This window comes from Pseudoduganella sp. GCM10020061 (assembly GCF_042683405.1).
In the GTDB taxonomy this organism is placed as follows: Bacteria; Pseudomonadota; Gammaproteobacteria; order Burkholderiales; family Burkholderiaceae_D; genus Telluria.
Genome location: NZ_JBHUJS010000006.1, coordinates 134,213 through 158,558 on the forward strand (window position 1 = coordinate 134,213; position 24,346 = coordinate 158,558).

The window sequence follows — 24,346 nt, forward strand, 5'->3', positions numbered from 1 at the left end:
AATCTTCGGCAACTTTAACCAGACGCAGGCCTTATCGATGACCATCAAGAGCGACAAATGGATCCGCCGCATGGCGCAGGAACACGGCATGATCGAGCCGTTCGAACCGGGGCAGGTGCGCAGCGTGGACGGCCGCCGCGTCATTTCGTATGGCACCTCGTCCTACGGCTACGATATCCGCTGCGCCGATGAGTTCAAGGTCTTCACCAACATCAACAGCACCATCGTCGATCCGAAGAATTTCGATTCGAATTCCTTCGTCGACGTGAAGAGCGACGTGTGCATCATCCCGCCCAACTCGTTCGCGCTGGCGCGCACCATCGAATACTTCCGCATCCCGCGCAACGTGCTGACGGTCTGCCTGGGCAAATCGACCTACGCGCGCTGCGGCATCATCGTCAATGTGACGCCGTTCGAGCCGGAGTGGGAAGGCTACGTCACGCTGGAGTTCTCCAACACCACGCCGCTGCCGGCCAAGATCTACGCGGGCGAAGGCTGCGCGCAGGTGCTGTTCTTCGAGTCCGACGAAGTGTGCGAGGTTTCGTACAAGGACCGCGGCGGGAAATACCAGGGCCAGCACGGCGTCACGCTGCCGAAGGCCTGAAGCGCGGCGCGGCGCGTGCCGCACCTGTCGCCTAGGGCGGCGTTTCGCCGTCCACCCGGAGGCCTTCGCGAATCCGGTCGTCCGGGTGTGCAACGACGAGGTCGCCCTGTGCCAGGCCTGACAGGACCTGCGTCTGCAGGCCATTGGTGACCCCCGGGCGTACCTGGCGCCTGACCGCGCGCCCCGACTCGACCACGTAGGCGGCCCATTGCCCGCTATGGCGGAACAGGGCGCTGGCCGGCACCTGCAGCACGTTAGGCGCATCCCACACGATGAAACTGGCCTCGACCCGGTAGCCGTCGCCCAGCCGCTCCCATACCGCGCGCGGCGAACGGATCGCCACGATGGTCCACACGCGCTGCTCCTCCACGCCCAGCGCGGACAGCTTGGTGAAGGCGGCCGGCTCGACACGCTTGACTTCCCCCTGCAGCGGCTGTGCGCCGCCCCAGCGTTCCAGCACCACGCGCGTGCCGGGCCGCACCCGCACCGCGTCGGCAGAGAGCAGGTCCACTTCCACTTCGAGCGAGGACGGATCGCCGATTTCGAGCAGGACCTGGCCGGCGCCGACCGGACCTTCACTCTTGCTGGGAATCCTGAGTATGCGACCGGTCACCGGAGAGCGCACCGCCAGCAGCCCGCTGCTGGAAGGCGCCGCCGCGTACATCAGGGCGGTGCGCGCGGCCGCCAGCGCGTGCTGTGCGGTGGCCGCGTTGAATTCGGCGCTGCGCATCTGGGCGGCGCTGCGCGCGGCATCGGCGGCAGCGCGGTCGAGCGCGGCGGCGCTGGCGTAGCCGGCGCTGCGCAAGCCGCGCACGCGTTCGAGTTCCTGCTTCGCCAGCGCGGCCTCGGTGCGCGCCGCCGCCAGCACCTGCGCAGTCGCGGCGGCCTGGGTGGATGCGCCGGCCACCCGGGCCAGCGCCTCGGCCCGGCTGCGCGCGTCGAGCGCCGGCGCCCGCACGGGCTCGAGTTCTACCAGCGTCGTGCCGGCCTGCACCATGCTGCCGGCGTCGAAGGGGATGCGCCGCGCATAGCCGGCGACGGGCGCGGCGATCGCATACCGGTCCACGACCCGGGTGCGTCCTTCCTGTTCCACCGTCACCTGCAGCGGCGCGCGCACCACCGCGGCGGTTTCCACCATCAGGGGACGCGGATAGAAGCCGTACAACAACACGAGCGCCAGCGCCAGCGCCACGCCGCCCACCACCAACCGCCGCCGCCATTGCAGGTCCATGTCTACTCCGCCTTCTTGAGGACCGCGAGCAGGTCGAGGCGGTCCATCCTGCGCCGCAGTGCGAGTCCGGACAGGATTGCCGAGACCAGCACCACGGCGATCGAAAATGCGTAGGTGCGCGCTTCCAGTACGACCGGCACCCGGTACAAGTCGTTCTGCATGGTGTGCGCGATGTAGTAGCACATCGCCCGTCCCAGCAGCAGGCCCACCGGCAGCGCCGCCAGGGTCAGCAGGCCCAGTTCGCCCAGCAGGATGTAGGCGATTTCCGCGCGCGTGAATCCGAGCACGCGCAGGCTGGCCAGCTCGTGGCTGCGCTCCGCCAGCGCGATGCGGGCGCTGTTGTAAATCACGCCGAAGGCGATGGTGACGGCGAACGCGGTGGCGATCGAGCTGAAATACAGCATGGTCTGCTCCATCATCCGGTTGAAGTTGCGGATCTCCTGCTCGCGCTGGGCGATGCTGGCCACGCGCGGCATGCGCGCGAGGCGCGTGTACAGGCCGGGCAGGGCGGTACGGTCCACCGCGAGATAGGCGCCCGAGATGAGCGGCCCTTCCAGCATCAGCGCGTTGAGCGCCTGCAGCTCCATGTAGGCGGCAACGCCGAAGTACTCCTTGACCACGCCGGCCACCACCACTTCGCGCACGGCCCGGCGGCCTTCCAGCAGCTCGACCACGAGACGCTCGCCGGGCCGCACGCCGAGCATGGTGGCCAGGTAGTCGGTCAGCAGCAGGCCGCGTTGCGGCAGCCGCACCGCGCGCAGTTCGCTGTCGAGCAGGCGTTGCAGATCGGTGCCGTTTTCCGTGCCGCGCAAGGCGGTACGGTAGCTGGACGCGCCGAACCGCAGCCGCACCGGCACCACCCGGTACACCTCCACCGCGCGCACGCCCGGCAGGGCGGCCAGCTCATGCCGGGCGCGGCTGGCCGACGGCTCGTTGAACAGCAGGGCCAGGTCGTCGCGCTGCGCGCGCCGGAAGTGCACATCGAGCATGTAGGTGACGGTATCGCGCTGGTACAGGCTGGTGAGGATGATGCCGCCGGCCAGCGAAATGCCCAGCACGGTCAGCAGCGAGTGCCAGCGTCCGCGCTGGATGTGGCGCAGGATCATGCGGGCCGGCTGGGACAGCAGCCGGCGCGCGCCCAGCCGCTCGATCCAGGAGACGCTGTAGCGGGCCGGCGCTTCCGGTCGCATGGCCTGCGCCGGCGGCAGCGAGGCGCTGCGCCGTACTGCCAGCGCCGCGCCGGCAGCGGCGGACGCCATGCTGATGGCGGCGGCGGCCAGCGCAAGGCCGGGCGGGAGCGTGAAGTGCAGGTAGGGGAAGTGGTAGAAGTCCTGGTACACGCCGGCCAGGCCCGCCCCCAGCCAGGTGCCCAGCGCAATGCCGATGGCAATCCCGGCGGCCGCGATGATGCCGACCAGCTTGAAGTAGTGCCAGGCGATCGCCCGGTCGTGGTAGCCGAACGCCTTGAGGCTGGCGACCTGTCCGCGCTGGGTCGCCACCAGCCGCCCGATCACCACGTGCAGAAGGAACGCCGCGACGCCAAGGAAGATCGCGGGGAACAGCGTGGCCAGTGTGCCCAGCTGGTCCAGTTCCTGGGTCAGGAAGCGGTGCGAGTGCTGGTCGCTGCGGGTGTAGGCGCCCAGCCCGCCATACGGGGCCAGCAGGCGGTCGAGCCGCGTGATCACGGCGGCGCTGTCGGCTTGCGGCGCCAGCCCGATCGCCACGTCGTTGAAGGCGCCGTGCATGTCGTAGGCCTCGCCCAGCGCGCGCCGGCCCATCCACATGACGCCGAAGCGCAGGTAGTCCGGCGTGGCGGCGCCCGGCCGCATCTGTTCGATGAATTCGGGCGACAGCGCGGTGCCGACGATGCGCAGGCGCTGCTGGCGCCCGTTCAGCAGCGCCGTCAGCTGGCTGCCCATGCCCAGCTGGTGGGCCTGCGCGAATGGCTTGCTGACCACGACCTCGTCCGGCCGGTTCGCATCGGGCAGGCGTCCGGCTGCCAGGTAGAGCGCGTTCAGGCCGGCCGCGCCGGGTTCGGGCGCGGAAACCATGAGCCCCATGACCGGTTCGCCGAAGCCGGGCACCGTCAGCCGCACCTGCGCCGCCACCCGGGTCTGGACGCTGGCCACGCCGTCGATGTCCCGGATGCGCACGGCCAGCGATTCCGGTGCCCGCTTGAGCGTGGCGAACAGGTCGGCAAAGCGGTTCTCCTGGTAATAGGCCTGCTGGGTGACGCGCAGGGCCTGGAGCGTGGACAGGAACATGATGAAGGTTCCCACGCCGCAGGCCAGCACCAGCGCGATCGCCAGCGCCTGCGTGCGCATGTGCCACAGGTCGCGCAACAGTTTGCGGTCGAGCGCCTTCACCAGCGCAGCTCCCTGGCCGACACCCTGTGCAGGTTGGGCTCGATGCTGGCGACCATGCCGTCGCGGAAGTGGATGACGCGGTCGGCCATCGCGGCAATCACCACGTTGTGCGTGATGACTGCCGTGGTGGTTCCCAGTTCGGCGCTGACCTGGGCGATCACGTCCAGCACCACCGTTCCCGTTTCGGCATCCAGCGCGCCGGTCGGCTCGTCGCACAGCAGTACGCGCGGGCGCTTGGCGATCGCGCGCGCGATCGAGACGCGCTGCTGCTCGCCGCCGGACAGCTGGGCGGGAAAGTGGTCCAGCCGGGCCGCCAGGCCGACCAGCGCGAGCGCGGCATCGGGCGCCATCGGGCGCTCGGCGATATCGGTTACCAGCGCCACGTTTTCGCGTGCCGTCAGGCTGGGAATCAGGTTGTAGAACTGGAACACGAACCCCACCATGCGCCGCCGGTACAGGGTCATGGCGGCGTCGTCCGCGAACGGCAGCGGCTGCCCGTCGAAGTCCAGCGTGCCGGCCGACGGCGTGTCCAGCCCGCCCAGGATGTTCAGGAGGGTGGACTTGCCGCTGCCCGAGGGGCCCAGCAGGACGACGAACTCGCCCTCGAACAGGTCAAGGTCGACACCGCGCAGCGCCAGCACGGGCACCTCGCCCATGCTGTAGGTCTTGGACAGCCCGCGGGCTGAATACAGCAGCCGTCGTTCCGGTTGAGTTTGCGCGTTCATGGTCGCGGCAACGTGGGGGCATGCGATCGGTGTGGCCGGTCACGGAGCAGTTCGCGTCAGTGCGCCACCAGCAGGGGCACGGTGGTGGACCTGAACAGGGATTTGGTGACGCCGCCCAGCAGCAGCTCGCGGAAGCGCGGATGGCCGAAGCCGCCGATGACCACCAGCGTCGCCCCGATCTCGGCCGCGAGGGCTTTGAGCCCCGCGCCCACATCGCGGCGGCCATCACGTTCCACCAGCTCCGCTTGCAGGCCGTGCCGGCCCAGCCAGGCGAGCAGTTCGGAGGACTGGACGTCACGTTCCTCGGCCTCCTCCTCGGCAAAGTGGCCCACGACGACGCGCGCGGCCCGGTGCAGGAGGGGCAGCGCGCCGGTCACGGCATGGGCGCATTCACGGCTGCCGTCCCATCCGATCAGCGCGGTCCCGCCGAGCGGGCCTGGGTGGCCGCCGCAGGGCGCCAGCAGCACCGGACGCGCGGCATCGAGCATGACCCGCTCGGGCAGGTCGCCCAGGGGTTCCGGGTTGGCAGCGGCGGGGTCGGTCTGGCCCAGCACCAGCAGGTCGCAGAAGCGCGCCATCTGCACCAGGCCGCCCAGCTGGTCATCGGCAACCAGCCGCGTCTCGAACGACGTCGCGCCCGACGCGGCGGCCACCTGCTCGAACTGCGCCAGCGCCCGCGCGGCCTGGTCGTACAGGGCGTCCACGTAACCGCCGATGACGGTGCGGCCGAGGTCCGTCGGGCCGGGATAGGTAAAGCGCGAGATGCCTGTCATGGCCGCGCCGATCAGGTGGGCCTGGTGCGCATTGGCAAGCCGGGCCGCCAGCGCAATGCGGGACGCGGCGTGTGCCGAGAGGTCGGCGTGGACGAGAATTGTTCTGTAGCCCATGGCATCTCCTCCAAAGCCTTGGTGTACATTGGCGTTGAGCGCCGGCGGACCCGCTTTCAAGGCGCCGGACGTGAAGCGACGCGATTCATGATAGCGGGATCGATGCGCGGCGGGAGCGCGATAGGGGGAACACGATGAGCGTGAGGAATCTTAGGTCCATGTTCGAGCCGGGCGCGGTCGCGGTCATCGGCGCCTCGTCCCGGGAGGGCAGCGTTGGACAGATCGTGCTGCGCAACCTGGTCGGCGCCGGCTTCCATGGCGAGCTGCTGCCGGTCAATCCCAAATACGAGACCTTGTCCGGGCGCAAGTGCTATCCCAGCATTGCCGCGTTGCCGCAGGCGCCCGACCTGGCCGTGATCTGCACTCCGGCGGCAACCGTGCCCTCGCTCATCAGGCAGTTGGGCGAGCGGGGGACCAGGGCCGCGATCGTCATCTCGACCGGCCTGGGCAACACAGTGCAAGGCAGCGGCAAGACCCTCAGGCAGGAAATGCTCGAAGCCGCCCGGCCCTACCTGCTGCGCATCCTGGGGCCGAACTGCGTGGGCCTGCTGATCCCGCGCATCGGCCTGAATGCCAGTTTCGCCCATACCAGTGCACTGCCGGGCAAGATCGCCTTCGTTTCGCAGTCGGGGGCGCTGGTGACCGGCATGCTCGACTGGGCCGGCTCGCGCGGGATCGGCTTTTCCGCGTTCGTCTCGCTGGGCGACAGTGCCGACATCGACTTCGGCGACATGCTGGACTACCTGGCCGGAGACCCAGAGACGGCGGCGATCCTGCTGTACATCGAGGACATCAGGCACGCGCGCAAGTTCATGTCCGCCGCGCGGGCGGCGGCGCGCAGCAAGCCGGTGCTGGTGGTCAAGGCGGGACGGGTGCCGGAAGGCGCCACCGCGGCGGCCTCCCACACCGGCGCGATGGCCGGTGCGGACGACGTGTACGACGCGGCGATCCGGCGCGCCGGCATGGTGCGGGTCGACTCGACGGCGCAATTGTTCGGGACGGTCGAAACGCTGGCGCGGGCGCGCCCCCTGTCCGGCGACCGCCTGGCCATCATCACCAACGGCGGCGGCCCCGGCGTCATGGCAACCGATGCGCTGGTGGGCAGCACGGGCCGCCTGGCGCGGCTTGCGGATGACACTGTGCGCCGGCTCGACGAGGTCCTGCCTGCGACCTGGTCGCGGGGCAATCCGGTCGACATCATCGGCGACGCGCCTGCCGCCCGCTACCTGGCGGCGCTTGAGATCCTGCTCACCGACAGCCAGTGGGATGCGCTCCTGTTCATCCATGCGCCGACCGCGGTCGTGCCGAGCGCCGACATTGCGCGCGCGATCCTGCCGCTGGCGGCCGCCGGCCCGCGCAACGTCATCTCGTGCTGGCTGGGCGGCGACGCGCTGGCCGAGGCGCGCCACATGTTCTCGGCCGCGGGAATTCCCACCTACGACACCCCGGAGGAGGCGGTGGCCGGCTTCATGCAGATCGTGCAGTACCGGCGCAGCCAGGAGCTGCTGGTGCAGGTGCCGCCGGCCGCGCCCGCGGGCAGCCGGGCCGACCGGGCGCACGCGCAGGCGCTGGTGCAGGCCGCGCTCGACGACGGCCGCGACATGCTGACCGAGCCCGAGGCCAAGGCGTTGCTCGAGGCCTACGGGATACCCACCGTGGCCACCGGCGTCGCGGCGGACGGCGGCGAGGCGGTCGCGTTGGCGGAACGGATCGGATTCCCGGTCGCGGTCAAGGTGCTGTCGCCCGATATCACCCACAAGACCGAGGTCGGCGGGGTCGTGCTCGACCTCGATACCCCACAAGCTGTGCGCGATGCGGTGCTGGCCATCCAGCAGCGCGTGCAGGCGCTGCTCCCGCAGGCACGGCTGCGAGGGTTCGCCGTGCAGGCCATGGCGCGGCGGCCGCAAGCACATGAGCTGATCGTGGGCGCGAGCTGCGATCCGGTGTTCGGCCCGGTCATCCTGTTCGGGCAGGGCGGCATCGCGGTCGAAGTGACCGCCGACCATGCGGTCGCGCTGCCGCCATTGAACATGGCGCTGGCGCGCGAGCTGGTTTCCCGTACCCGCGTGGCGCGCCTGCTGGCGGGCTACCGCAACCGGCCGCCAGCCAGCATGGACGCCATCTGTGATGTGCTGATCCGGGTGTCGCACCTCGTCACCGATCTGCCGGGCGTGCTGGAGCTCGACATCAACCCGCTGCTCGCCGATAGCGCCGGTGTGCTGGCGCTCGACGCGCGGGTGCGGGTGGAGCGCACCGCGCCGGGAACGAGCGGCTTCGACCGGCTGGCGATCCGGCCCTACCCGGACGAGCTGGAGGAGCGGGTGCCCTGGCAGGGCGGTCAGGTCCTGCTGCGTCCCATCCAGCCGGAAGACGCGCCGCAGTATGCGGTCTTCTTCCAGTCGCTCGATCCGGAGGACGTGCGCTACCGCATGTTCGTGCGCATGCGGACCCTGTCGCCATCGCAACTGGCGCGCTTTACGCAAATCGACTATGACCGCGAAATGGCGTTCATCGCCGCGCGCGAGGACGGGCAGGGTGGGTGGGAGCTGCTGGGCGAGGCGCGCGCCATCGCCGACCCGGACAATATCGTCGCCGAGTTTGCGATCGTGGTCCGCTCCGACCTCAAGGGGCAGGGCCTGGGACGCATCCTGATGACCAAGCTGCTCAACTATTGCCGCGCCCGGGGCATTCGCGAGGTGACCGGCGAGGCGCTGGCGCACAACTCGCGCGTGCTGAACCTGGTCGCCGGCCTGGGCTTTACGATCACCCCGGCCGACATCGAAACGATGTCGTTCCGCATCGAGCTGTAGGGGCATGCCGTGGGCGTGAAGGACACTACCCCCGGATTGACCGCCGCGCAGGCGGCAGAACGGCTGCGCCTGGACGGCTATAACGAGCTTCCGGCCAAGAGCCGGCGCACGGTGTTTCATATCGTGCTGGAAGTCGTGCGCGAACCCATGTTCATGCTGCTGATCGGCGCAGGGGCAATCTACCTGGTGCTGGGCGACCGCAGCGACGCGCTGATGCTGCTCGGCTTCGTCTTCATTACGATGGGGATCACCATCGTCCAGGAGCGCCGCACCGAGCGCGTGCTGGAAACGCTCAAGGACCTGTCCAGTCCCAGGGCCCTGGTGCTGCGCGACGGCCGGCAGGCCCGGATTCCCGGCCGCGAAGTGGTCACGGGCGACACGCTGGTGCTGGAGGAGGGCGATCGGGTCGCGGCCGACGGCGTGGTGATCGAATCGCACGACCTGCTGATCGACGAATCGCTGCTGACAGGCGAGTCGGTCCCGGTCGCGAAGGAAGCCGCCGGCGAGGGCGATGCCGGGCCTGAGCAGCGGGTGTATTCCGGTTCGATGGTGCTGCAAGGCGGTGGCCTGGTGCGCGTCGATGCGATCGGCGGAGCCACGGCGATCGGCAAGATCGGGCGTTCGCTGCAGGCGCAGACGGCCGAACCGAGCCCGCTGCAACGCGAGATCAGGACGCTGGTGCAGCGCTTCGCGCTGCTTGGGGCGGCCGTGTCGCTGCTGGTCGTCGTGCTGTTCGCCTGGTTCCGCGGCGACTGGTTGAACGGGCTCCTGGCCGGCATCACACTGGCCATGTCGATCCTGCCCGAGGAATTCACCGTGATCCTGACGGTGTTCATGGCGCTTGGCGCGTGGAGGATCTCGCGCAACCACGTGCTGACCCGCCGCACCGCGGTGATCGAGGCGCTGGGATCGGCGACCGTGCTGTGCGTCGACAAGACCGGCACCCTGACCGAGAACCGCATGACGGTGAAATCCGTCGTTGCCGGCGCCGGTCCGGTGCTGGCCGGACTTGAAGGGAATGGCTTTCCCGGGCCGGCGGAAGAAGTGATCGAGTATGCAGTCCTGTCCAGCGAGTCGAATCCCTTCGATCCTATGGAGCAGGCTTTCCACCGCTTCCACGCGGAGTGCTCGGCGGGACCGGGCAAGCACGCCGGCTGGTCGCTAGTGCACGAGTACCCGCTGACCAAGCAGCTGCTGGCGATGACCCACGTGTGGCGCACGGCCGACGGCGCCTATGCCGTCGCCACCAAGGGCGCGCCGGAAGCGGTGGCACGCGCATGCAGGCTTCCCGCTTCCAGGGTCGGCGACATCCTGCAGCAGGTCGAGGCGCTTGCCAGGCAGGGCATGCGCGTGATCGGGGTGGCCAGGGCGCGCCATGCGGCTCCGCCGTGGCCGCCGGGGCAGGACGGGCTCGACCTGGAATGGCTCGGGCTGGTGGGCCTGGCGGACCCGCTGCGTCCGCAGGTGCGCAGCGCCGTGGCCGAATGCCACCAGGCCGGGATGCGCGTCATGATGATCACCGGGGACTATCCCGTGACGGCCCAGACCATCGCGCAGGAGGCCGGCCTGCCGAGCGAACGTGTCATGACCGGCGCCGACATGGACGCGATGCCGGACGATGCGCTGCGGGCTGCGGTGCAGGGAGTGCACGTGTTCGCGCGCATCCTCCCCGAGCAGAAACTACGGCTGGTGAATGCCCTGAAATCGAACGGCGAAGTGGTGGCGATGACCGGCGACGGGGTCAACGACGCGCCGGCGCTGAAAGCGGCGCATATCGGCATCAGCATGGGCGAGCGCGGCACCGACGTGGCCCGGGAGGCATCCTCGCTGGTGCTGCTCAACGACGACTTCACTTCGATCGTGCACGCGGCGCGGCTGGGCCGCAGGATCTACGACAACCTGCGCAAGGCGATGACCTATATCGTCGCGGTACACATCCCGATCGCCGGCATGACGATCCTGCCGCTGGTGCTGGGAACCCCGCTGGCGTTCGCGCCGGTGCACATCGTCTTTATCGAGATGATCATCAACCCGACCTGCGCGATCGTGTTCGAAACGGAGGGGGCCGAGCGCGACATCATGCAGCGGCCGCCGCGCGGCATCCATGACCGCCTGTTCGGGCCGCACAGCATCCTGCTGGCCGTGCTCCAGGGCGCGGGGCTGCTGGCGGCTGTGGCGGCGACGTATTTCGGCGGTCTCCGGGACGCCATGCCGGTGGAGGAAGCGCGCACGCTGGCATTCACCGTCCAGGTGATCGGCAGCGCCTGCCTCATCGTCGCCAACCGGTCGCTGGTGCATTCGTTCTTCACCCTCATCGGCATCCCCAACCGTGCGCAGTGGTGGATCCTGGGCGGCACCTTCGCGGCGCTGATGGCGGTCCTGTCGGTGCCGTTCCTGCGCGAGGTGTTCCACTTTTCGGCCGTGGACCGGCACGCGCTGGCCTGGGCGGTGTTGTCCGGTTTCGCCTGCCTGGGCTGGTTCGAGCTGGTGAAATTCGTGTTCAAGACGCGCACCCGCAGGCAGGGCGCTGCCGGCTGAGCGCGGTACGCCGGATTGGCGGAATCGGCCATGAATGGGGCGATTCCGCCACGCAGCGGATGGAAAAAGGGCCCGTCGCGGCGACAGGCCCTGGTGTGCGAAGCTACCGGACTGTCAGGGGACAGTCCCGGACTTCTACTGCTTGACGCAGTCGACGAAGTAGCCGCGCTTGCCGTCGACCTCGCGCTTGACCAGGCCGTGCACGTCGGTCTCGAAGCCGGGGAAGCGCTCGTTGAAGTCGCGTGCGAAGCGCAGGTAATCCACGATCGTCTTGTTGAAGCGCTCGCCCGGGATCAGCAGCGGGATGCCCGGCGGGTATGGCGTCAGCAGGATCGCGGTGATGCGGCCTTCCAGCTCCTCGATCGAGACGCGCTCGATCTGGCGGTGCGCCATGTTGGCGAAAGCGTCCGACGGCTTCATGGCCGGGATCATGTCCGACAGGTACATCTCGGTGGTCAGGCGCGCCACGTCGTACTTCTTGTAGAAGGTGTGGATCGACTGGCACAGGTCGCGCAGGCCGACGCCTTCGTAGATCGGATTGGCCGCTGCGAACTCCGGCATGATGCGCCACATCGGCTGGTTCTTGTCGTAGTCGTCCTTGAACTGCTGGAGCGCCGCCACGAGCGTATTCCAGCGGCCCTTGGTGATGCCGATGGTGAACATGATGAAGAACGAGTACAGGCCGCACTTCTCGATGATGACGCCGTGCTCGGCCAGGTACTTGGTCACGATCGAGGCAGGGATGCCGGTCTCGCCGAACTGGCCGTCCAGCGACAGGCCGGGCGTCACCACGGTGGCCTTGATCGGGTCGAGCATGTTGAAGCCCGGCGCCAGCTTGCCGAAGCCGTGCCAGGTGTCTTCCGCGCGGATCATCCAGTCGTCCTGCACGGCATTGCCTTCCTCGGAGAAGGTGTCCGGACCCCAGACCTTGAACCACCAGTCGTCGCCGAATTCCTCGTCCACCTTCTTCATCGCGAGACGGAAGTCGAGCGCCTCGGTGATCGATTCCTCGACCAGCGCGGTGCCGCCCGGCGCTTCCATCATGGCCGCGGCGACGTCGCACGAGGCGATGATCGAGTACTGCGGCGAGGTGGAGGTGTGCATCAGGTAGGCCTCGTTGAAGGCGTCCTGGTCGAGCTTCACGGTCTCGGACTCGCGCACCAGCACCTGCGAGGCCTGCGACAGGCCGGCCAGCAGCTTGTGGGTGGACTGGGTCGAGAAGATCATCGACTCCTTGGCGCGCGGGCGGTCCTTGTGGATCGCGTGCATGTTGGTGTAGAACGGGTGGAAGGCCGCGTGCGGCAGCCACGCCTCGTCGAAGTGCAGGGTGTCGATTTTCCCGTCCAGCATTTCGCGCAGGGTCTCGACGTTGTACACCACGCCGTCGTAGGTGGACTGGGTGATGGTCAGGATGCGCGGCTTCTTGTTGACGGCTTCGCGCGCGAACGGATTGGCCTCGATCTTGCGGGCGATCGATTCGGGCGTGAACTCTTCCAGCGGGATCGGGCCGATGATGCCGAGGTGGTTACGGGTCGGCATCAGGAACACCGGGATCGCGCCGCACATGATGATCGAGTGCAGGATCGACTTGTGGCAGTTACGGTCGACCACGACGATGTCGCCCGGGGCGACGGTCGAGTGCCACACCATCTTGTTGGAGGTGGAGGTGCCGTTGGTGACGAAGTAGCAGTGGTCGGAGCCGTAAATACGGGCGGCGTTGCGCTCGGACTTGGCGACCGGGCCGGTGTGGTCGAGCAGCTGGCCGAGTTCCTCGACCGCGTTGCAGACGTCGGCGCGCAGCATGTTCTCGCCGAAGAACTGGTGGAACATCTGGCCGATCGGCGACTTCAGGAACGCCACGCCGCCCGAGTGGCCCGGGCAGTGCCAGGAATAGGAGCCGTCGTTGGCGTAGTTGACCAGCGCGCGGAAGAACGGCGGCGCCAGGCCGTCGAGGTAGGACTTGGCTTCGCGGATGATGTGGCGCGCAACGAATTCCGGGGTGTCCTCGAACATGTGGATGAAGCCGTGCAGCTCCTTCAGGATGTCGTTCGGGATGTGCCGGCTGGTGCGGGTCTCGCCGTAGATATAGATCGGGATGTCCCGGTTCTTGTGGCGGATCTCGCGCACGAACTCGCGCAGCGCGGCCAGCGCAAAGTTGGTCTCGTCGACCGAACCCTCGCCGAACTCTTCATCGTCGATCGACAGCACGAAGGCCGACGCGCGCGACTGCTGCTGGGCGAACTGCGACAGGTCGCCGTAGCTGGTCAGGCCGACGACTTCCATGCCTTCTTTCTCCATCGCGGCGGCCAACGCACGGATGCCCAGGCCGGAGGTATTCTCGGACCGGAAGTCCTCGTCGATGATCACAATGGGAAAACGGAATTTCATGGCAAGCCTCCAAAGCAAAGCGCCATGAGGCAAGCCCACAATAGGCTCGCGCTCACGGCACCAGAAAACAGGATGCGGATTGTCGCAGAAATGCCTGCAATCCGGTGAAAAAATTTCAACCAGCCTAACCGCGATCCGGCAGCGGCTGTCGCACTGCTGGGCACGGCTACAGGCGGCGGGTATAGGTCACGAACGCATAGTCGCAGGCGTTCGCTTCCGAGTAATACGTTTCGCGCGCGGTCTCGACCCATTGCGCCGGATCCGGCCGGGGGAAGAAGGTGTCGCAGTCGAAGGTCTTGTCGATCTCGGTCACGATCAGCTGCTCCACCATGGGCAGCGACTCGGCGAAGATCTGGGCGCCGCCGATGATGAAGGAGGGCGAGCCGATCACCTCCCGCAGCGCCTCCTGCAGCGAGCCGACCGCCAGCACGTTCTCGTGCGACCAGTCGCGGTTGCGCGTAATGACGATATTGCGGCGGTTGGGCAGCGGCCGGCCGATCGAATCGAAAGTCTTGCGGCCCATGATGATGGCGTGGCCCGAGGTGACGCGCTTGAAGTGCGCCAGGTCTTCCGGCAGGTGCCATGGCAACTTGTTGTCGACGCCGATGCCGCCCGCCTTGTCCACGGCGACGACGATCGACAGCAGGGGCATGGGCAGGTATTCGGTAGTCAAGATAAAGATGGCATCCAGTTAATAGTCGGCTCCATTATAACGGGTCGTCCCGTCCGCTCGAGCGGTGTAATCCCTTTCTTACATGCTAACAGCCTGCGTACCGATTCTCTGCTGAAACGCGCGCCACCATAATCATCTTGTTAAGACAAAGGATGAGCTGATGGAACGATTTGAAGTCGAAACGATCGACGAAGCGCCTGCGCTTGCCACGCTACCCGCGGGCGAGCGCGCGCTGTTTTTCGCGCTGGAGGCCGATCCGGCCGCGGCGCGCGACGCCGCGCGCGACTTCCTCGACCGCAAACTGGCCGAAGCGCAGACCCTTCCATCGGACATTCCGGACGACCTCTCCACCCTCGGCGGGTGGATCGCCCAGCGCACCGACGACGTGGGCGAGCAGTACCGCGCCTACCTCGCCTCGCGCAAGGGCGGCGCGCCGCGCCTGTATTTCCCGACCCGGTCCGCGGCGCTGTCCTTCATCCGCCATGTCGCGCCCACCAAGCTGGTGGATGGCGCCTGGCTCTACGGCCTGCTGGAGCAGTGGGCCAATCCCGATTTCCATCCGCTGATCCGCACCTACCTGGAAGAACTCGGTGACGGCATCCCGGACAAGAACCACGTGGTCATCTTCCGCAAGCTGCTGTCCACCCATGGCTGCGACCAGTGGCAGGACCTGCCCGACCACTATTTCGTGCAGGGCGCGATCCAGCTGGCCCTAGGCCACGACGCCAGGCGCTACCTGCCCGAAATCATCGGCTACAACCTCGGCTACGAGCAGCTGCCGCTGCACCTGCTGATCACTTCGTACGAACTGAACGAGCTGGGCATCGACCCGTACTACTTCACGCTCCACGTCACGGTGGACAATGCCGCCAACGGCCATGCGCAGAAGGCCGTGCAGGCGCTGCGCCAGCTGCTGCCGCTGGTGGGCGACCGCGCCGGCTTCCTGCAGCGCGTGCTGGACGGCTACCGGCTGAACGACCTGGGCGCGGGCACCACCTCGGTGATCGCCTCGTTCGATATCGAGCGCGAGCTGTGCGCGATCCTGCAGGCGAAATCCGTGGTGGGCAAGAACATGCATTCGGACTACTGCCGGGTCGAGGGGCGTTCGGTCAATGACTGGCTGTCCGATCCGGCGCAGGTGCCGGGCTTTTTGCGGGCGATGGAGTCGTCCGGCTGGATCAAGCGCGGCGAGCCGGTCGAGAACAGCCGCTTCTGGGGCCTGGTGCACGGCGAGCGTGCCCAGATGTTCGGCGTGTTCTCCAGCTACGAGCAGCAGGTGCTGCGCGACTGGATCGCCAGCCGCCCGGAAGCGCCTTCGCGCAGCTTCCGCGTGCAGCAGCGCAGCATGGAGGAGCTGGCCCCGCACCGGCCGCGCAACGAGCGCATGCCGCGCAGCCTGCTGCGCCACCATGCGCAGGAAGCGGAACACAAGAACGAACTGCACCTGCTCGAAGAGCGCGTGGCGTCGGCCGGCAGCAAGGCCGACATCATGGCCATCCTCCTGCCTTTGCTGGCCCCGTCCACGCACCACACGGCGGCCGGCCTGATGGCCACGCGCATGTTCTCGCGGCTGCTCGAGGCCTAAGCCCCCATGGAAAAGGAACAGGACGCATCCCACGGCCACCTGGTGATCGTGGGAGGCAGCGAGGATCGCGAGGACGACAAGCCGATCCTGTCGCGCTTCATTGAACTGTCCGGCGGGCGCGATTGCAGCATCGCCGTGATCACGGCCGCCTCCAGCATCCCGCGCGACGTCTGGCCCGTGTACGAGCGGGCCTTTGCCGACCTGGGCGTGACGAACATGCTGCCGGTGCACCTGTCCACCCGCGCCCAGGCCAATGACAAGGGCCTGGCGGAGACGGTGGGGCAGGCGAGCGGCATCTTCATGACGGGCGGCGACCAGCGCCGCCTGCTCGCCACCATCGGCGGCACGGAACTGGATGCGGCCATGCACAAGGCGCTGAAGCTGCGCGGCGCCTGCATCGGCGGCACCAGCGCGGGCGCTTCGGCCATGTCCGGCCACATGCTGGCGGCGGGCGCCGTCGGCCTGCACCCGGAACTGGGATCGGTGCACCTGGCGGCGGGACTGGGCTTTGTGCAGCGCGTGGTGATCGACCAGCACTTCTCCGAGCGGCACCGCCTGTCGCGCCTGTTGACGGTGGTGGCGCAGAACCCCTACCTGCAAGGCATCGGCATCGACGAGAACACGGCGCTGGTGATCGAGCGAGGCGGCGGCATCGAGGTGCTGGGCGCCGGCGCCGTCACCATCGTGGACGGCCGCAACATGATTTCCAACGTGGCCGACGCCGAGGACCGCTCCTGCCCGCAACTGGTCGACGTGCGCCTGCACCTGCTGCCTGCCGGCACCCGCTTCCAGGCCGGCGGGGAGGGAAGCGACGTGCCGCAGCCGCTCGAAGACGTCTTCCGCAACCTGATCCGAAGGAACCCGATCTCATGAAACTGATCGAGCTGCGCTTCCTGCGCGGCCCCAACCTGTACGCATCCACCCCCTGCATGCTCGCGCTGGTCGATACCATGGCCGGTCCGGCGCACGCCCGCGCGTCCGCCGAGTCGGTACAGCGCTTGATCGGCGAACTGCAGTCGCTGGCCGGCGTGCCGGCGCCGCTGGGATGCGTGCGCCAGGTGGCGGGACGCGAGCAGCAATTCAGGATCGTGTGCGGTTTCCAGGACGAGGAAGTGGCGGAACGGGCGCTCGACATCGCGCTGGAGCTGGCGCAGGCGGGCCAGGACGGACCGCTGGCCCTGCATGGAGAGCTGCTGGCGGCGATTGCCGCGCGCAACCGGCGCGCGCCCGGTATCGCCACGGCGATCGCGCAGGCGCGCATCCGCCATATCCCCGTGATCGAACTGCAGGGCGGCGAGGTGCAGTTTGGCTGGGGGCGCCAGCAGGCGAGGGCGGCGCGCGACGATGTGCAGGCCTGCCTGCCGGGCGGCGATGGCCGCATCCCCATCATTGCGGTCACCGGCACGAATGGCAAGACCACGACCACGCTGCTGATTGCCCACGCCGCGCGCATGGCCGGCCGCACGACGGGCGTGACCACGACCGAAGGCGTATTCATCGACGGCGAACGCATCGTGCAGGGTGACTGCACGGGGTACTGGTCGGCGATGGACGTGCTCACCTCGCGCACGGTGGACTTCGCAGTGCTGGAGACGGCGCGCGGCGGCATCCTCAAGCGCGGGCTGGCATTCGACCGCTGCGACGTGAGCGTGGTGCTGAACATCTCGGCCGACCACCTGGGCCTGGAGGGCGTCGACACGATCGAGGACCTGTCTGAGGTGAAGGGCGTGGTGGCGCGCTCGGCCTCGCGCGCCACCGTGCTCAATGCCGAGGACCCGCAGTGCGTCGCGATGGCTGCACGCGTGGCGCGGGGCGTGGAAATCATCTACTTCTCGATGGACCCGGACAACGCGGTCCTGCTGCGCCACCTGGACCTGGGCGGGCGCGCCGTGTACCTGGACGACCGCTCTCTGGTGGTGGCCGATGGAACGCTGCACGAGGAGCTGCTGCGAGTCGAACAGATGCCGGTGACGCTGGACGGGCGTGCCCGCTACAACATCGCCAATGCGCTGGCCGCCGCTGCCGCGCTGATGGGCGCAGGCTTTGCCAAGCCGGACATCGCCGGAGGCCTGTCGACCTTTGTTTCGGACGGACGCAGCAATCCCTTGCGCACCAATGTCTTCGATGTGAGGGGCGTGACGGTGGTGGTGGACTATGCCCACAACACGGCAGCCTACGCCGCGCTGGCGGCGATGGCGCGTGCGCTCGCGCGGGGCAAGCTGGTGGGCATCGTCACCGCGCCGGGCGACCGGCGCGACCGCGACCTGGAGGACATCGGCGCCACATGCGCACGCGACTTCGACCAGATCGTCGTGTACGAATCCCAAAGCCGCGGGCGCGCGATGGGCGGCACCGTGGAAGTGCTGGTGCGCGGAGCGCGCGCGGGCGGCGGGAAAGCCGTCATCCATGAGGAGTGGATCGATATCCATGCGATCCGGCGCGGCCTGGCGCTGTGCGTGCCTGGCGACGTCATGGTGTTCGCCTGCGGGACCAGCCTGGCCACGTTCGTGGAAGCCCTGCGCCTGCCCGATCCGGCCGCCGCCGAGCGCATCGCCGCCTCCATCGCCTGATTCCAGGCTCCCGGGTACAGTCCCCGTTCGGGTTCAGCGGCTGCGCATGGGCAGGGTACGCACCTGCTGCAGGCCGGCCGCAACCGGGTCCGGCTGCATGACCACCGTGGTGGCCGCCGGCGTCATGGTCACCCCCAGCTCATCGAACACCTTGCGCGCCCCTAGCAGGATCGCCTGCTGGGTATCCATGAACCGCGCATAGGCGGGGTCGAGCATGTAGTACACCAGCTCGAACTCGATCCAGTTCAGGTCCAGCGTCTTCAGGTGCGCGCGGTCGAAGCGCACCTGCTTCTGCCGCTCGACGACCTCGCGCAGCGCGGCCGGCACCTGTTCGGCCAGCTCGAGCGGCGTGCCCGGATTGAGCCGCAGCGAAAACTGCACCCGGCGCTCCCTCATGCGCTTGTAGTTGCGCACCGTATTCTTCAGCAGCTCGGCGTTGGCGATCACCACCTGCTCGCCGCTGTCAGCGCGCACGCGCGTGGTCTTCAGGCCGACATGCTCCACCGTCCCGGAGAAGTCGGACACCGCGATGTAGTCGCCCACCTCGAATGGCTTGTCCACGGCAATCGAGAGCGAGGCGAACAGGTCGCCCAGGATGTTCTGCACAGCCAGCGCGATCGCGATGCCGCCGATGCCCAGGCTGGCGATGAAGGTGGTGACGTTGATGCCCAGGTTCGACAGCATCGCCAGGAAGAAGATGATCCACAGGCTGGTCTTGAGCGCCCAGATGGTGAGCGTCTGCGCCACGCTGGCCGGCGAGTCCGGCGACCGGGTGCGGCGGCGGAAGTAGCGCCGCGCCGAGAAATCGATCGCATGCGACACGTACATGGCCAGCTGCGCGCCCAGCGCGATGAACCACAGGTTGCGCACCCGCGCGTCCCAGGGCACGGGCAGCTCCAGCATGGACACGCCGATCAGGACCGAAGTGGCGATGACGGCGGCATTGCTGGTGCGGGCCAGCGTTGCCTTGATCAGCTGCGCGGCGGGACGGTCGGCCTTGCGGTCCTCGAGCTTGCACAGCCGCCTGCGCACCAGCGCAAGCAGCGTGTGGATGACGATGAAGCTGAGGATGGCGACGCCCAGCGCGAACGCCGCATTGGCCGGGTGGATTTCAATATTCTCGAAGTATTTTTCGATTTCCAAACGGGCCTCCTTCCGGCGCGTTGATCAAGTTGTCGTCTCGACGGTGAGGCGTTCCGCGATCTCCGGCGAATCCGGACGCACCGCCTCGATCAGTTCCGACAGCGAGGAGCCGCAGCCGAATACCAGCACATCGCCCGGCTGGCACAGGGACAGGCCGTAGCGGATCGCCTCGTGCACGTCGAGGCGGCAGTGCAGGTTGTCGGGCTGGATGATGCTGCGGCGCGCGCCGGACATGATCATGGCGGCGGTCTCGCCATCGGGACGGCCGCGGTTCTCGGTCTCGTACACCACCATCTCGTCGAAGCCGGCCGCGCAGGTCATGCCGATCGTGACCAGGTCCTGGTCGCGCCGGTCGCCCGGGGCCGCGACCACGCCGACCAGCTGGCCGGCGGTCATGGTGCGGGCGGTTTCGGCCAGCGCCGCGTAGGCGGCAGGGTTGTGGGCATAGTCGACGATCACGGTCACGCCTTTTACGTCGAACACGTTCGAGCGCAGCGGATTGTGGCGGCCGTCGGAGACGAAGTCGCACAGGCCGCGTTCGATCGCATGGACTTCGAAGCCCGCCGCGAACAGGGCTGCCGCGGCGGCGAGCGCGTTGGCGATGTTGTAGCGCGCATGGCCGTGCAGGGTCACCGGCATGGTGCGCACGTCGAGCAGCGCATGATGGCGCTGTCCGTCCGCGTACACCAGCGAGTTGTCCTGCAGGTAGGCGGCGCGGCCCCCGCGCTCGAGGTGGCGCAGCAGGACCGGATTGTCCGGGTCGAGCGAAAAGTACAGGATCTCCACGCCGTCGCGCAGTTCCTTGCCGATCGCGACGCAGTGGTCATCCTCGGCGTTGAGCACCACCGCGCGGCTGGCCGATGCGGCCACCACGCCTTTCACGCGCGCCAGCTGCTCGATGGTGTCCACCCCGTCCATGCCCAGGTGGTCCTCCGAAATATTCAGCACGATGGCCACGTCGCAGCGGTCGAAGCCCAGGCCGCGCTTGAGGATGCCGCCGCGGGCGGTCTCCAGCACCGCGAATTCGACTTCCGGCGACGCCAGCACGGCGCGCGCGGAGTGGTAGCCGGTGCAGTCGCCTTCGCTGATCATCTCGCCGTTGATGTAGACCCCCGAGGTGGTGGTGACGCCGGTGCACATGCCGGCCATGCGGCCCACGTGCGCCGCCAGCAGGGTGGTGGTGGTCTTGCCGTTGGTGCCCGTCACCGCGATGGTGGGAATGCGTCCGTTGCCGGTGCCGAACAGCGATTCGACGATCGCCGCCGCCGCGTCGCGCGGGGTGCCGCTGCTCGGGTAATGGTGCATGCGGATGCCTGGCGCGGCATTCACTTCGATCACGCCGCCGCCCTGGGCCGCCAGCGGCCTGGAGATGTCCTCGCAGATGATGTCGATGCCGGCCACGTCCAGCCCGATGGTGCGCGCGGCGCGGATGCACAGCGCGCGGGTCGATGGCGGCAGCAGGTCGGTCACGTCCTCCGCGGTGCCGCCGGTGGACAGGTTCGCATTGCCGCGCAGTGCGACAGTCACGCCGGCAGGGGGCACGTCGTCCAGTTCGAATCCCTGCCTGCGCGCTTCCTGCACCGCCAGATCGTCCAGCGGAATCCTGGTCAGCACGTTGGTGTGGCCCGCGCCGCGCGCGGGATTCCTGTTTTCGATCTCGACCAGTTCGCGGATCGTGTTCCTGCCATCACCCGTGACCGAAGGCGGACGGCGCCACGAGGCGGCGGCCACCTTGTTCCCGGCCACCAGCACGCGGTAGTCGCAGCCGCGCAGGTAGCGCTCCACGATGACGTAGCGGCTGTAGCGGCGCGCGTTCTCGAAGGCCGCCTGGACTTCCACCGGCGAATTGCAGGTGGTGGTCACGCCCTTGCCCTGGTTGGCGTCGAGCGGCTTGATGGTGACGGGACCCGGCAGGCGGCGCGCGACGCGCAGCGCATCGGCCAGTTCGGTCACGGTTTCGCCTTCGGGGACCGGCACGCCGGCCTGCTGCAGCAAGGTCTTGGTCAGCTGCTTGTCGCTGGCAATCGTCACCGAGATGCTGTTGGTGCCGCTCGTGGTGGTGGCCTGGATGCGGCGCTGCTTCGCGCCCCAGCCCAGCTGGAACATGTTGGCGTCCTCGGTGATGCGCTGGCACGGAATGCCGCGCTTGCGCGCCGCTTCCAGCACCGCGGCGGTGCTGGTGCCGATCGCGCAGCGCTCGGCCAGGCGCTTCAGTTCCGCCATGCGGGCAGGCAGGTCGAACTCGCGGCCGGCAGCCAGCGCGCGGATCAGGTCGAGCGCAATGTCGAATGCCATTGCCACCACCTTTTCCGATTTGTACGCGCAGACCACGCGGTACAGCCCGGGCTTGCCGCGCACTTCGCGCGCGCGGCCATAGCCCACTTCGTTCCCGGCCAGGCACTGCAGCTCCAACGTCAGGTGTTCGGCGATGTGCGCCATGTAGGTGCCCTCGCGCAGCCGTTCGATGAAGCCGCCGGCGTGGCCAACCGAGCAGCGGTGCTCGTACAGCGACGGGATCAGGGCGATCAGCCGGTCGGTAAATCCGTCAATGTGGGTCGAGGCGACATCATGCAGCGATTCGAGATCGACGATCGCCAGCATGCATGGCTTGTTCGCGTACAGGTTCGGGCCACGCAGGAAGCGTTGTTCAACAATTTTCATGGTCAGGAAATCCGTTTTGTTACGTTGTTCAGGAATTCGGCGACGGGAACGGGGACTGCGCTGTCCTGTTCGCGCTCGCCAGTCAGGGCGTAGTGGGTGCCGGAGGGCAGAAGGTGCAGGCGCACGTCGAGGATTTCGGGGCACTCCTCTTCGCGCACTTCGGCGATATCGGAGATCATCTGGCGGCAGTCGACGATGGTGACCGTGCCGCAGCCGACCACCTCGAGGCCGGTGCCTTGCCCGATCACGAGCGCGGTGTCCTCGTCGATGCCGACGCCCATCAGGTAGGGGTTCTGCGCGATCACCGTTAGCAGGCGCGGCAGGCGGCCGCGCTCGGAGAAGTGCTGGTCGATGATCACTTTCTGGACCAGCCCGAAGCCCGCGCCAAGCTTGACCGCGCCTTTCTCATGCTGGCCCAGGCCCGTTGCCGACGCGAGCATGTGGCCGGACATCGCCGACGCGCCCGCGCTGGTGCCCGCAATGCACACGCCACGCTGGCAGTAGGCCTCGTGCATGGCAGAGTCGATCGCGGTGCCGCCGAGGATCGACAGCAGGCGGCGCTGGTCCCCGCCGGTCATGAAGATGCCTTGTGCGGCAGCCACCTTGCGTACAACGTCCGGGTTGTTCGCGTGTTCGCGCGACTCGATGTGGAGATGCTCGCGGTTCCTGGCGCCGAGGTCGGAGAATGCGTCGTCGTACACCTTCCACATCTCGTCCGGCTCGCCGCTGGCGGCGGTGATCACGACAATCTTCGCGTCCGTGCCGCCGGCCAGTTCCATGAAGCGGGTCAGCACGGCCTTGTCGCCCTCGCGGTCTTCGTGGCCCCCGATGATGACCAGGTGGCCAAGCTTTCTTTCGCTATCCCGGGTCATTGAAACACCTCTGCAACCGGCGTCGGGACGTCGCGCGCCACCAGTACAGGGTTCCTTGCTAATTTGATGGACGACAGTACGGCGCCGCCCCGGGCATGGAAGCGGCCATCGTTTTCCAGGGATTGAACGGCTGCGATAGCCGCGTCGAGTGCATTCTCTCCTGCTTTCAGACGCTCCAGGGCGTCTGCTGCTGACTTGCATCCGTCAGTGTAGTGAAGCGGCTCACCGGCTCCGCTATCCACCACGACTGCGTATTCTTCTTGTGCTATTGCCATTCGGCTCTCTCCGATGAGTCGCGTGTGATCGGGAGATTATCCAAATAACATCGCTCTCTACCTATCGGTTGCCTCGCCGTGTGACTGTAAGAAACGGCTTACAAAAGAGTAAAATAACTAACTTGTTGGAAAGCATGAATGCACTCGGGAGACGCCTGTGGAACAGCAGTACCTTGCACTACTGAACGAAATCATGACAACGGGCATCCAAAAGGGCGACCGGACAGGGACCGGCACGCTGTCCGTGTTTGGCCGCATGTACCGGCACGACCTCAGCCGGGGTTTCCCGCTGTTGACCACCAAGAAGCTGCACATCCGTTCGATCCTGCATGAGCTGCTGTGGTTCCTGCAGGGCAGCACCAATATTGGCTACCTCAAGGAGAACGGTGTCTCCATCTGGGACGAGTGGGCGACAGAATCGGGCGAGCTGGGGCCGGTGTACGGCGCCCAGTGGCGCGCATGGAAGGGCGAGCATGGCGAGACCATCGACCAGGTGGCAAACCTGATCGAGGGCTTGCGCAACAATCCGAACAGCCGCCGCCACATCATCAATGCCTGGAACGTGGCCTACCTGCCGGACGAGAAGAAAAGCCCGGTCGCGAACGCGCTGGCGGGCAAGATGGCGCTGCCGCCGTGCCATGTGATGTACCAGTTCTGGGTAGCGGACGGGAAGCTGAGCTGCATGCTGACGCAGCGTTCGGGCGACACCTTCCTCGGGGTGCCGTACAACTGCGCCAGCCTGGCCTTCCTGACGCACATGGTGGCGCAGCAGGTCGGGCTGGAGCCGGGCGAGATCGTGCATTCGATCGGCGACATGCACCTGTACTCGAATCACATCGAGCAGGCCAGGCTGCAGCTGTCGCGCGAGCCGCGCCCGCTGCCGCGCCTCGTCATCAAGCGCAAGCCGGATTCGATCTTCGACTACCGGTTCGAGGACTTCGAGATCGAGGGCTACGATCCCCATCCGGGCATCGCCGCGCCCATCGCCGTGTAGGCGTTTTGGCGGAATCGGCCCAGT

Annotated in this window: 17 protein-coding genes; 7 read left to right on the forward strand and 10 right to left on the reverse strand. The window is 67.7% G+C overall.

Features of this window, described 5'->3' with window-relative positions; genetic code table 11:
- Positions 1-37 precede the first annotated feature (37 nt).
- A complete protein-coding gene (gene dcd / locus ACFSQR_RS12330) occupies positions 38-604 on the forward strand; it encodes a dCTP deaminase (RefSeq protein WP_377730113.1) in 567 nt (188 codons plus the stop codon).
- Between the two features lie 31 nt (positions 605-635).
- Here the strand turns inward: dcd and ACFSQR_RS12335 are convergent, their stop codons facing one another.
- From ACFSQR_RS12335 to ACFSQR_RS12350, 4 genes are read right to left on the reverse strand one after another with little or no spacing between them, the layout of a single operon-like run.
- The gene (locus tag ACFSQR_RS12335; protein ID WP_377730115.1) at positions 636-1,835 is read right to left on the reverse strand and encodes an efflux RND transporter periplasmic adaptor subunit; all 1,200 of its coding nucleotides are present in this window, start codon (positions 1,833-1,835) and stop codon (positions 636-638) included.
- 2 nt (positions 1,836-1,837) lie between these two features.
- Entirely contained in the window at positions 1,838-4,201 is a 2,364-nt protein-coding gene (locus ACFSQR_RS12340; protein ID WP_377730116.1) for an FtsX-like permease family protein, read from the reverse strand.
- On the reverse strand, positions 4,198-4,926 hold the full coding sequence (locus tag ACFSQR_RS12345) for an ABC transporter ATP-binding protein (protein WP_377730118.1): 729 nt from the start codon (positions 4,924-4,926) through the stop codon (positions 4,198-4,200). The genes ACFSQR_RS12340 and ACFSQR_RS12345 overlap by 4 nt, the downstream gene beginning before the upstream one ends.
- Positions 4,927-4,982: 56 nt before the next feature.
- A complete protein-coding gene (locus ACFSQR_RS12350) occupies positions 4,983-5,813 on the reverse strand; it encodes a universal stress protein (RefSeq protein ID WP_377730119.1) in 831 nt (276 codons plus the stop codon).
- 134 nt (positions 5,814-5,947) lie between these two features.
- Here ACFSQR_RS12350 and ACFSQR_RS12355 point away from each other — a divergent pair, with 134 nt between their 5' ends.
- Together ACFSQR_RS12355 and ACFSQR_RS12360 are read left to right on the forward strand one after the other, a co-directional pair.
- The gene (locus tag ACFSQR_RS12355; protein WP_377730120.1) at positions 5,948-8,623 is read left to right on the forward strand and encodes a GNAT family N-acetyltransferase; all 2,676 of its coding nucleotides are present in this window, start codon (positions 5,948-5,950) and stop codon (positions 8,621-8,623) included.
- A gap of 15 nt (positions 8,624-8,638) precedes the next feature.
- Positions 8,639-11,161, forward strand: a complete 2,523-nt coding sequence (locus ACFSQR_RS12360) for a cation-translocating P-type ATPase (protein ID WP_377730121.1) — start codon at positions 8,639-8,641, stop codon at positions 11,159-11,161.
- A 135-nt stretch (positions 11,162-11,296) separates the two neighbouring features.
- On the opposite strand, the gene ACFSQR_RS12365 is transcribed toward ACFSQR_RS12360, so the two are convergent.
- Both ACFSQR_RS12365 and ACFSQR_RS12370 read right to left on the reverse strand, forming a co-directional pair.
- A complete protein-coding gene (locus tag ACFSQR_RS12365; RefSeq protein WP_377730122.1) occupies positions 11,297-13,549 on the reverse strand; it encodes an Orn/Lys/Arg decarboxylase N-terminal domain-containing protein in 2,253 nt (750 codons plus the stop codon).
- 166 nt (positions 13,550-13,715) lie between these two features.
- On the reverse strand, positions 13,716-14,201 hold the full coding sequence (locus ACFSQR_RS12370) for a dihydrofolate reductase (RefSeq protein ID WP_377730225.1): 486 nt from the start codon (positions 14,199-14,201) through the stop codon (positions 13,716-13,718).
- 181 nt (positions 14,202-14,382) lie between these two features.
- On the opposite strand from ACFSQR_RS12370, the gene ACFSQR_RS12375 reads away from it, so the two are divergent.
- The 3 genes from ACFSQR_RS12375 to ACFSQR_RS12385 are packed head-to-tail and all read left to right on the forward strand — an operon-like array spanning position 14,383 to position 18,377.
- A complete protein-coding gene (locus tag ACFSQR_RS12375; RefSeq protein ID WP_377730123.1) occupies positions 14,383-15,807 on the forward strand; it encodes an iron-containing redox enzyme family protein in 1,425 nt (474 codons plus the stop codon).
- Between the two features lie 6 nt (positions 15,808-15,813).
- The gene (locus ACFSQR_RS12380; protein WP_377730124.1) at positions 15,814-16,680 is read left to right on the forward strand and encodes a cyanophycinase; all 867 of its coding nucleotides are present in this window, start codon (positions 15,814-15,816) and stop codon (positions 16,678-16,680) included.
- Positions 16,677-18,377, forward strand: coding sequence for a Mur ligase family protein (locus tag ACFSQR_RS12385; protein WP_377730125.1), 1,701 nt, complete (start codon positions 16,677-16,679; stop codon positions 18,375-18,377). The genes ACFSQR_RS12380 and ACFSQR_RS12385 overlap by 4 nt, the downstream gene beginning before the upstream one ends.
- 33 nt (positions 18,378-18,410) lie before the next feature.
- Here the strand turns inward: ACFSQR_RS12385 and ACFSQR_RS12390 are convergent, their stop codons facing one another.
- The 4 genes from ACFSQR_RS12390 to ACFSQR_RS12405 are packed head-to-tail and all read right to left on the reverse strand — an operon-like array spanning position 18,411 to position 23,328.
- A complete protein-coding gene (locus ACFSQR_RS12390; RefSeq protein ID WP_377730126.1) occupies positions 18,411-19,520 on the reverse strand; it encodes a mechanosensitive ion channel family protein in 1,110 nt (369 codons plus the stop codon).
- A 24-nt stretch (positions 19,521-19,544) separates the two neighbouring features.
- A complete protein-coding gene (gene cphA, locus ACFSQR_RS12395; RefSeq protein ID WP_377730127.1) occupies positions 19,545-22,181 on the reverse strand; it encodes a cyanophycin synthetase in 2,637 nt (878 codons plus the stop codon).
- A gap of 2 nt (positions 22,182-22,183) precedes the next feature.
- Positions 22,184-23,053 carry a cyanophycinase gene (locus tag ACFSQR_RS12400; RefSeq protein WP_377730129.1) on the reverse strand — a complete coding sequence of 290 codons (870 nt, stop codon included), beginning with the start codon at positions 23,051-23,053 and terminating at the stop codon, positions 22,184-22,186.
- Complete coding sequence (locus ACFSQR_RS12405) at positions 23,050-23,328, reverse strand: hypothetical protein (RefSeq protein ID WP_377730130.1); 279 nt, start codon at positions 23,326-23,328, stop codon at positions 23,050-23,052. Before ACFSQR_RS12405 ends, ACFSQR_RS12400 begins: the two co-directional genes overlap by 4 nt.
- Before the next feature lie 157 nt (positions 23,329-23,485).
- On the opposite strand from ACFSQR_RS12405, the gene ACFSQR_RS12410 reads away from it, so the two are divergent.
- The gene (locus ACFSQR_RS12410; RefSeq protein WP_377730131.1) at positions 23,486-24,322 is read left to right on the forward strand and encodes a thymidylate synthase; all 837 of its coding nucleotides are present in this window, start codon (positions 23,486-23,488) and stop codon (positions 24,320-24,322) included.
- Positions 24,323-24,346: the final 24 nt, after the last annotated feature.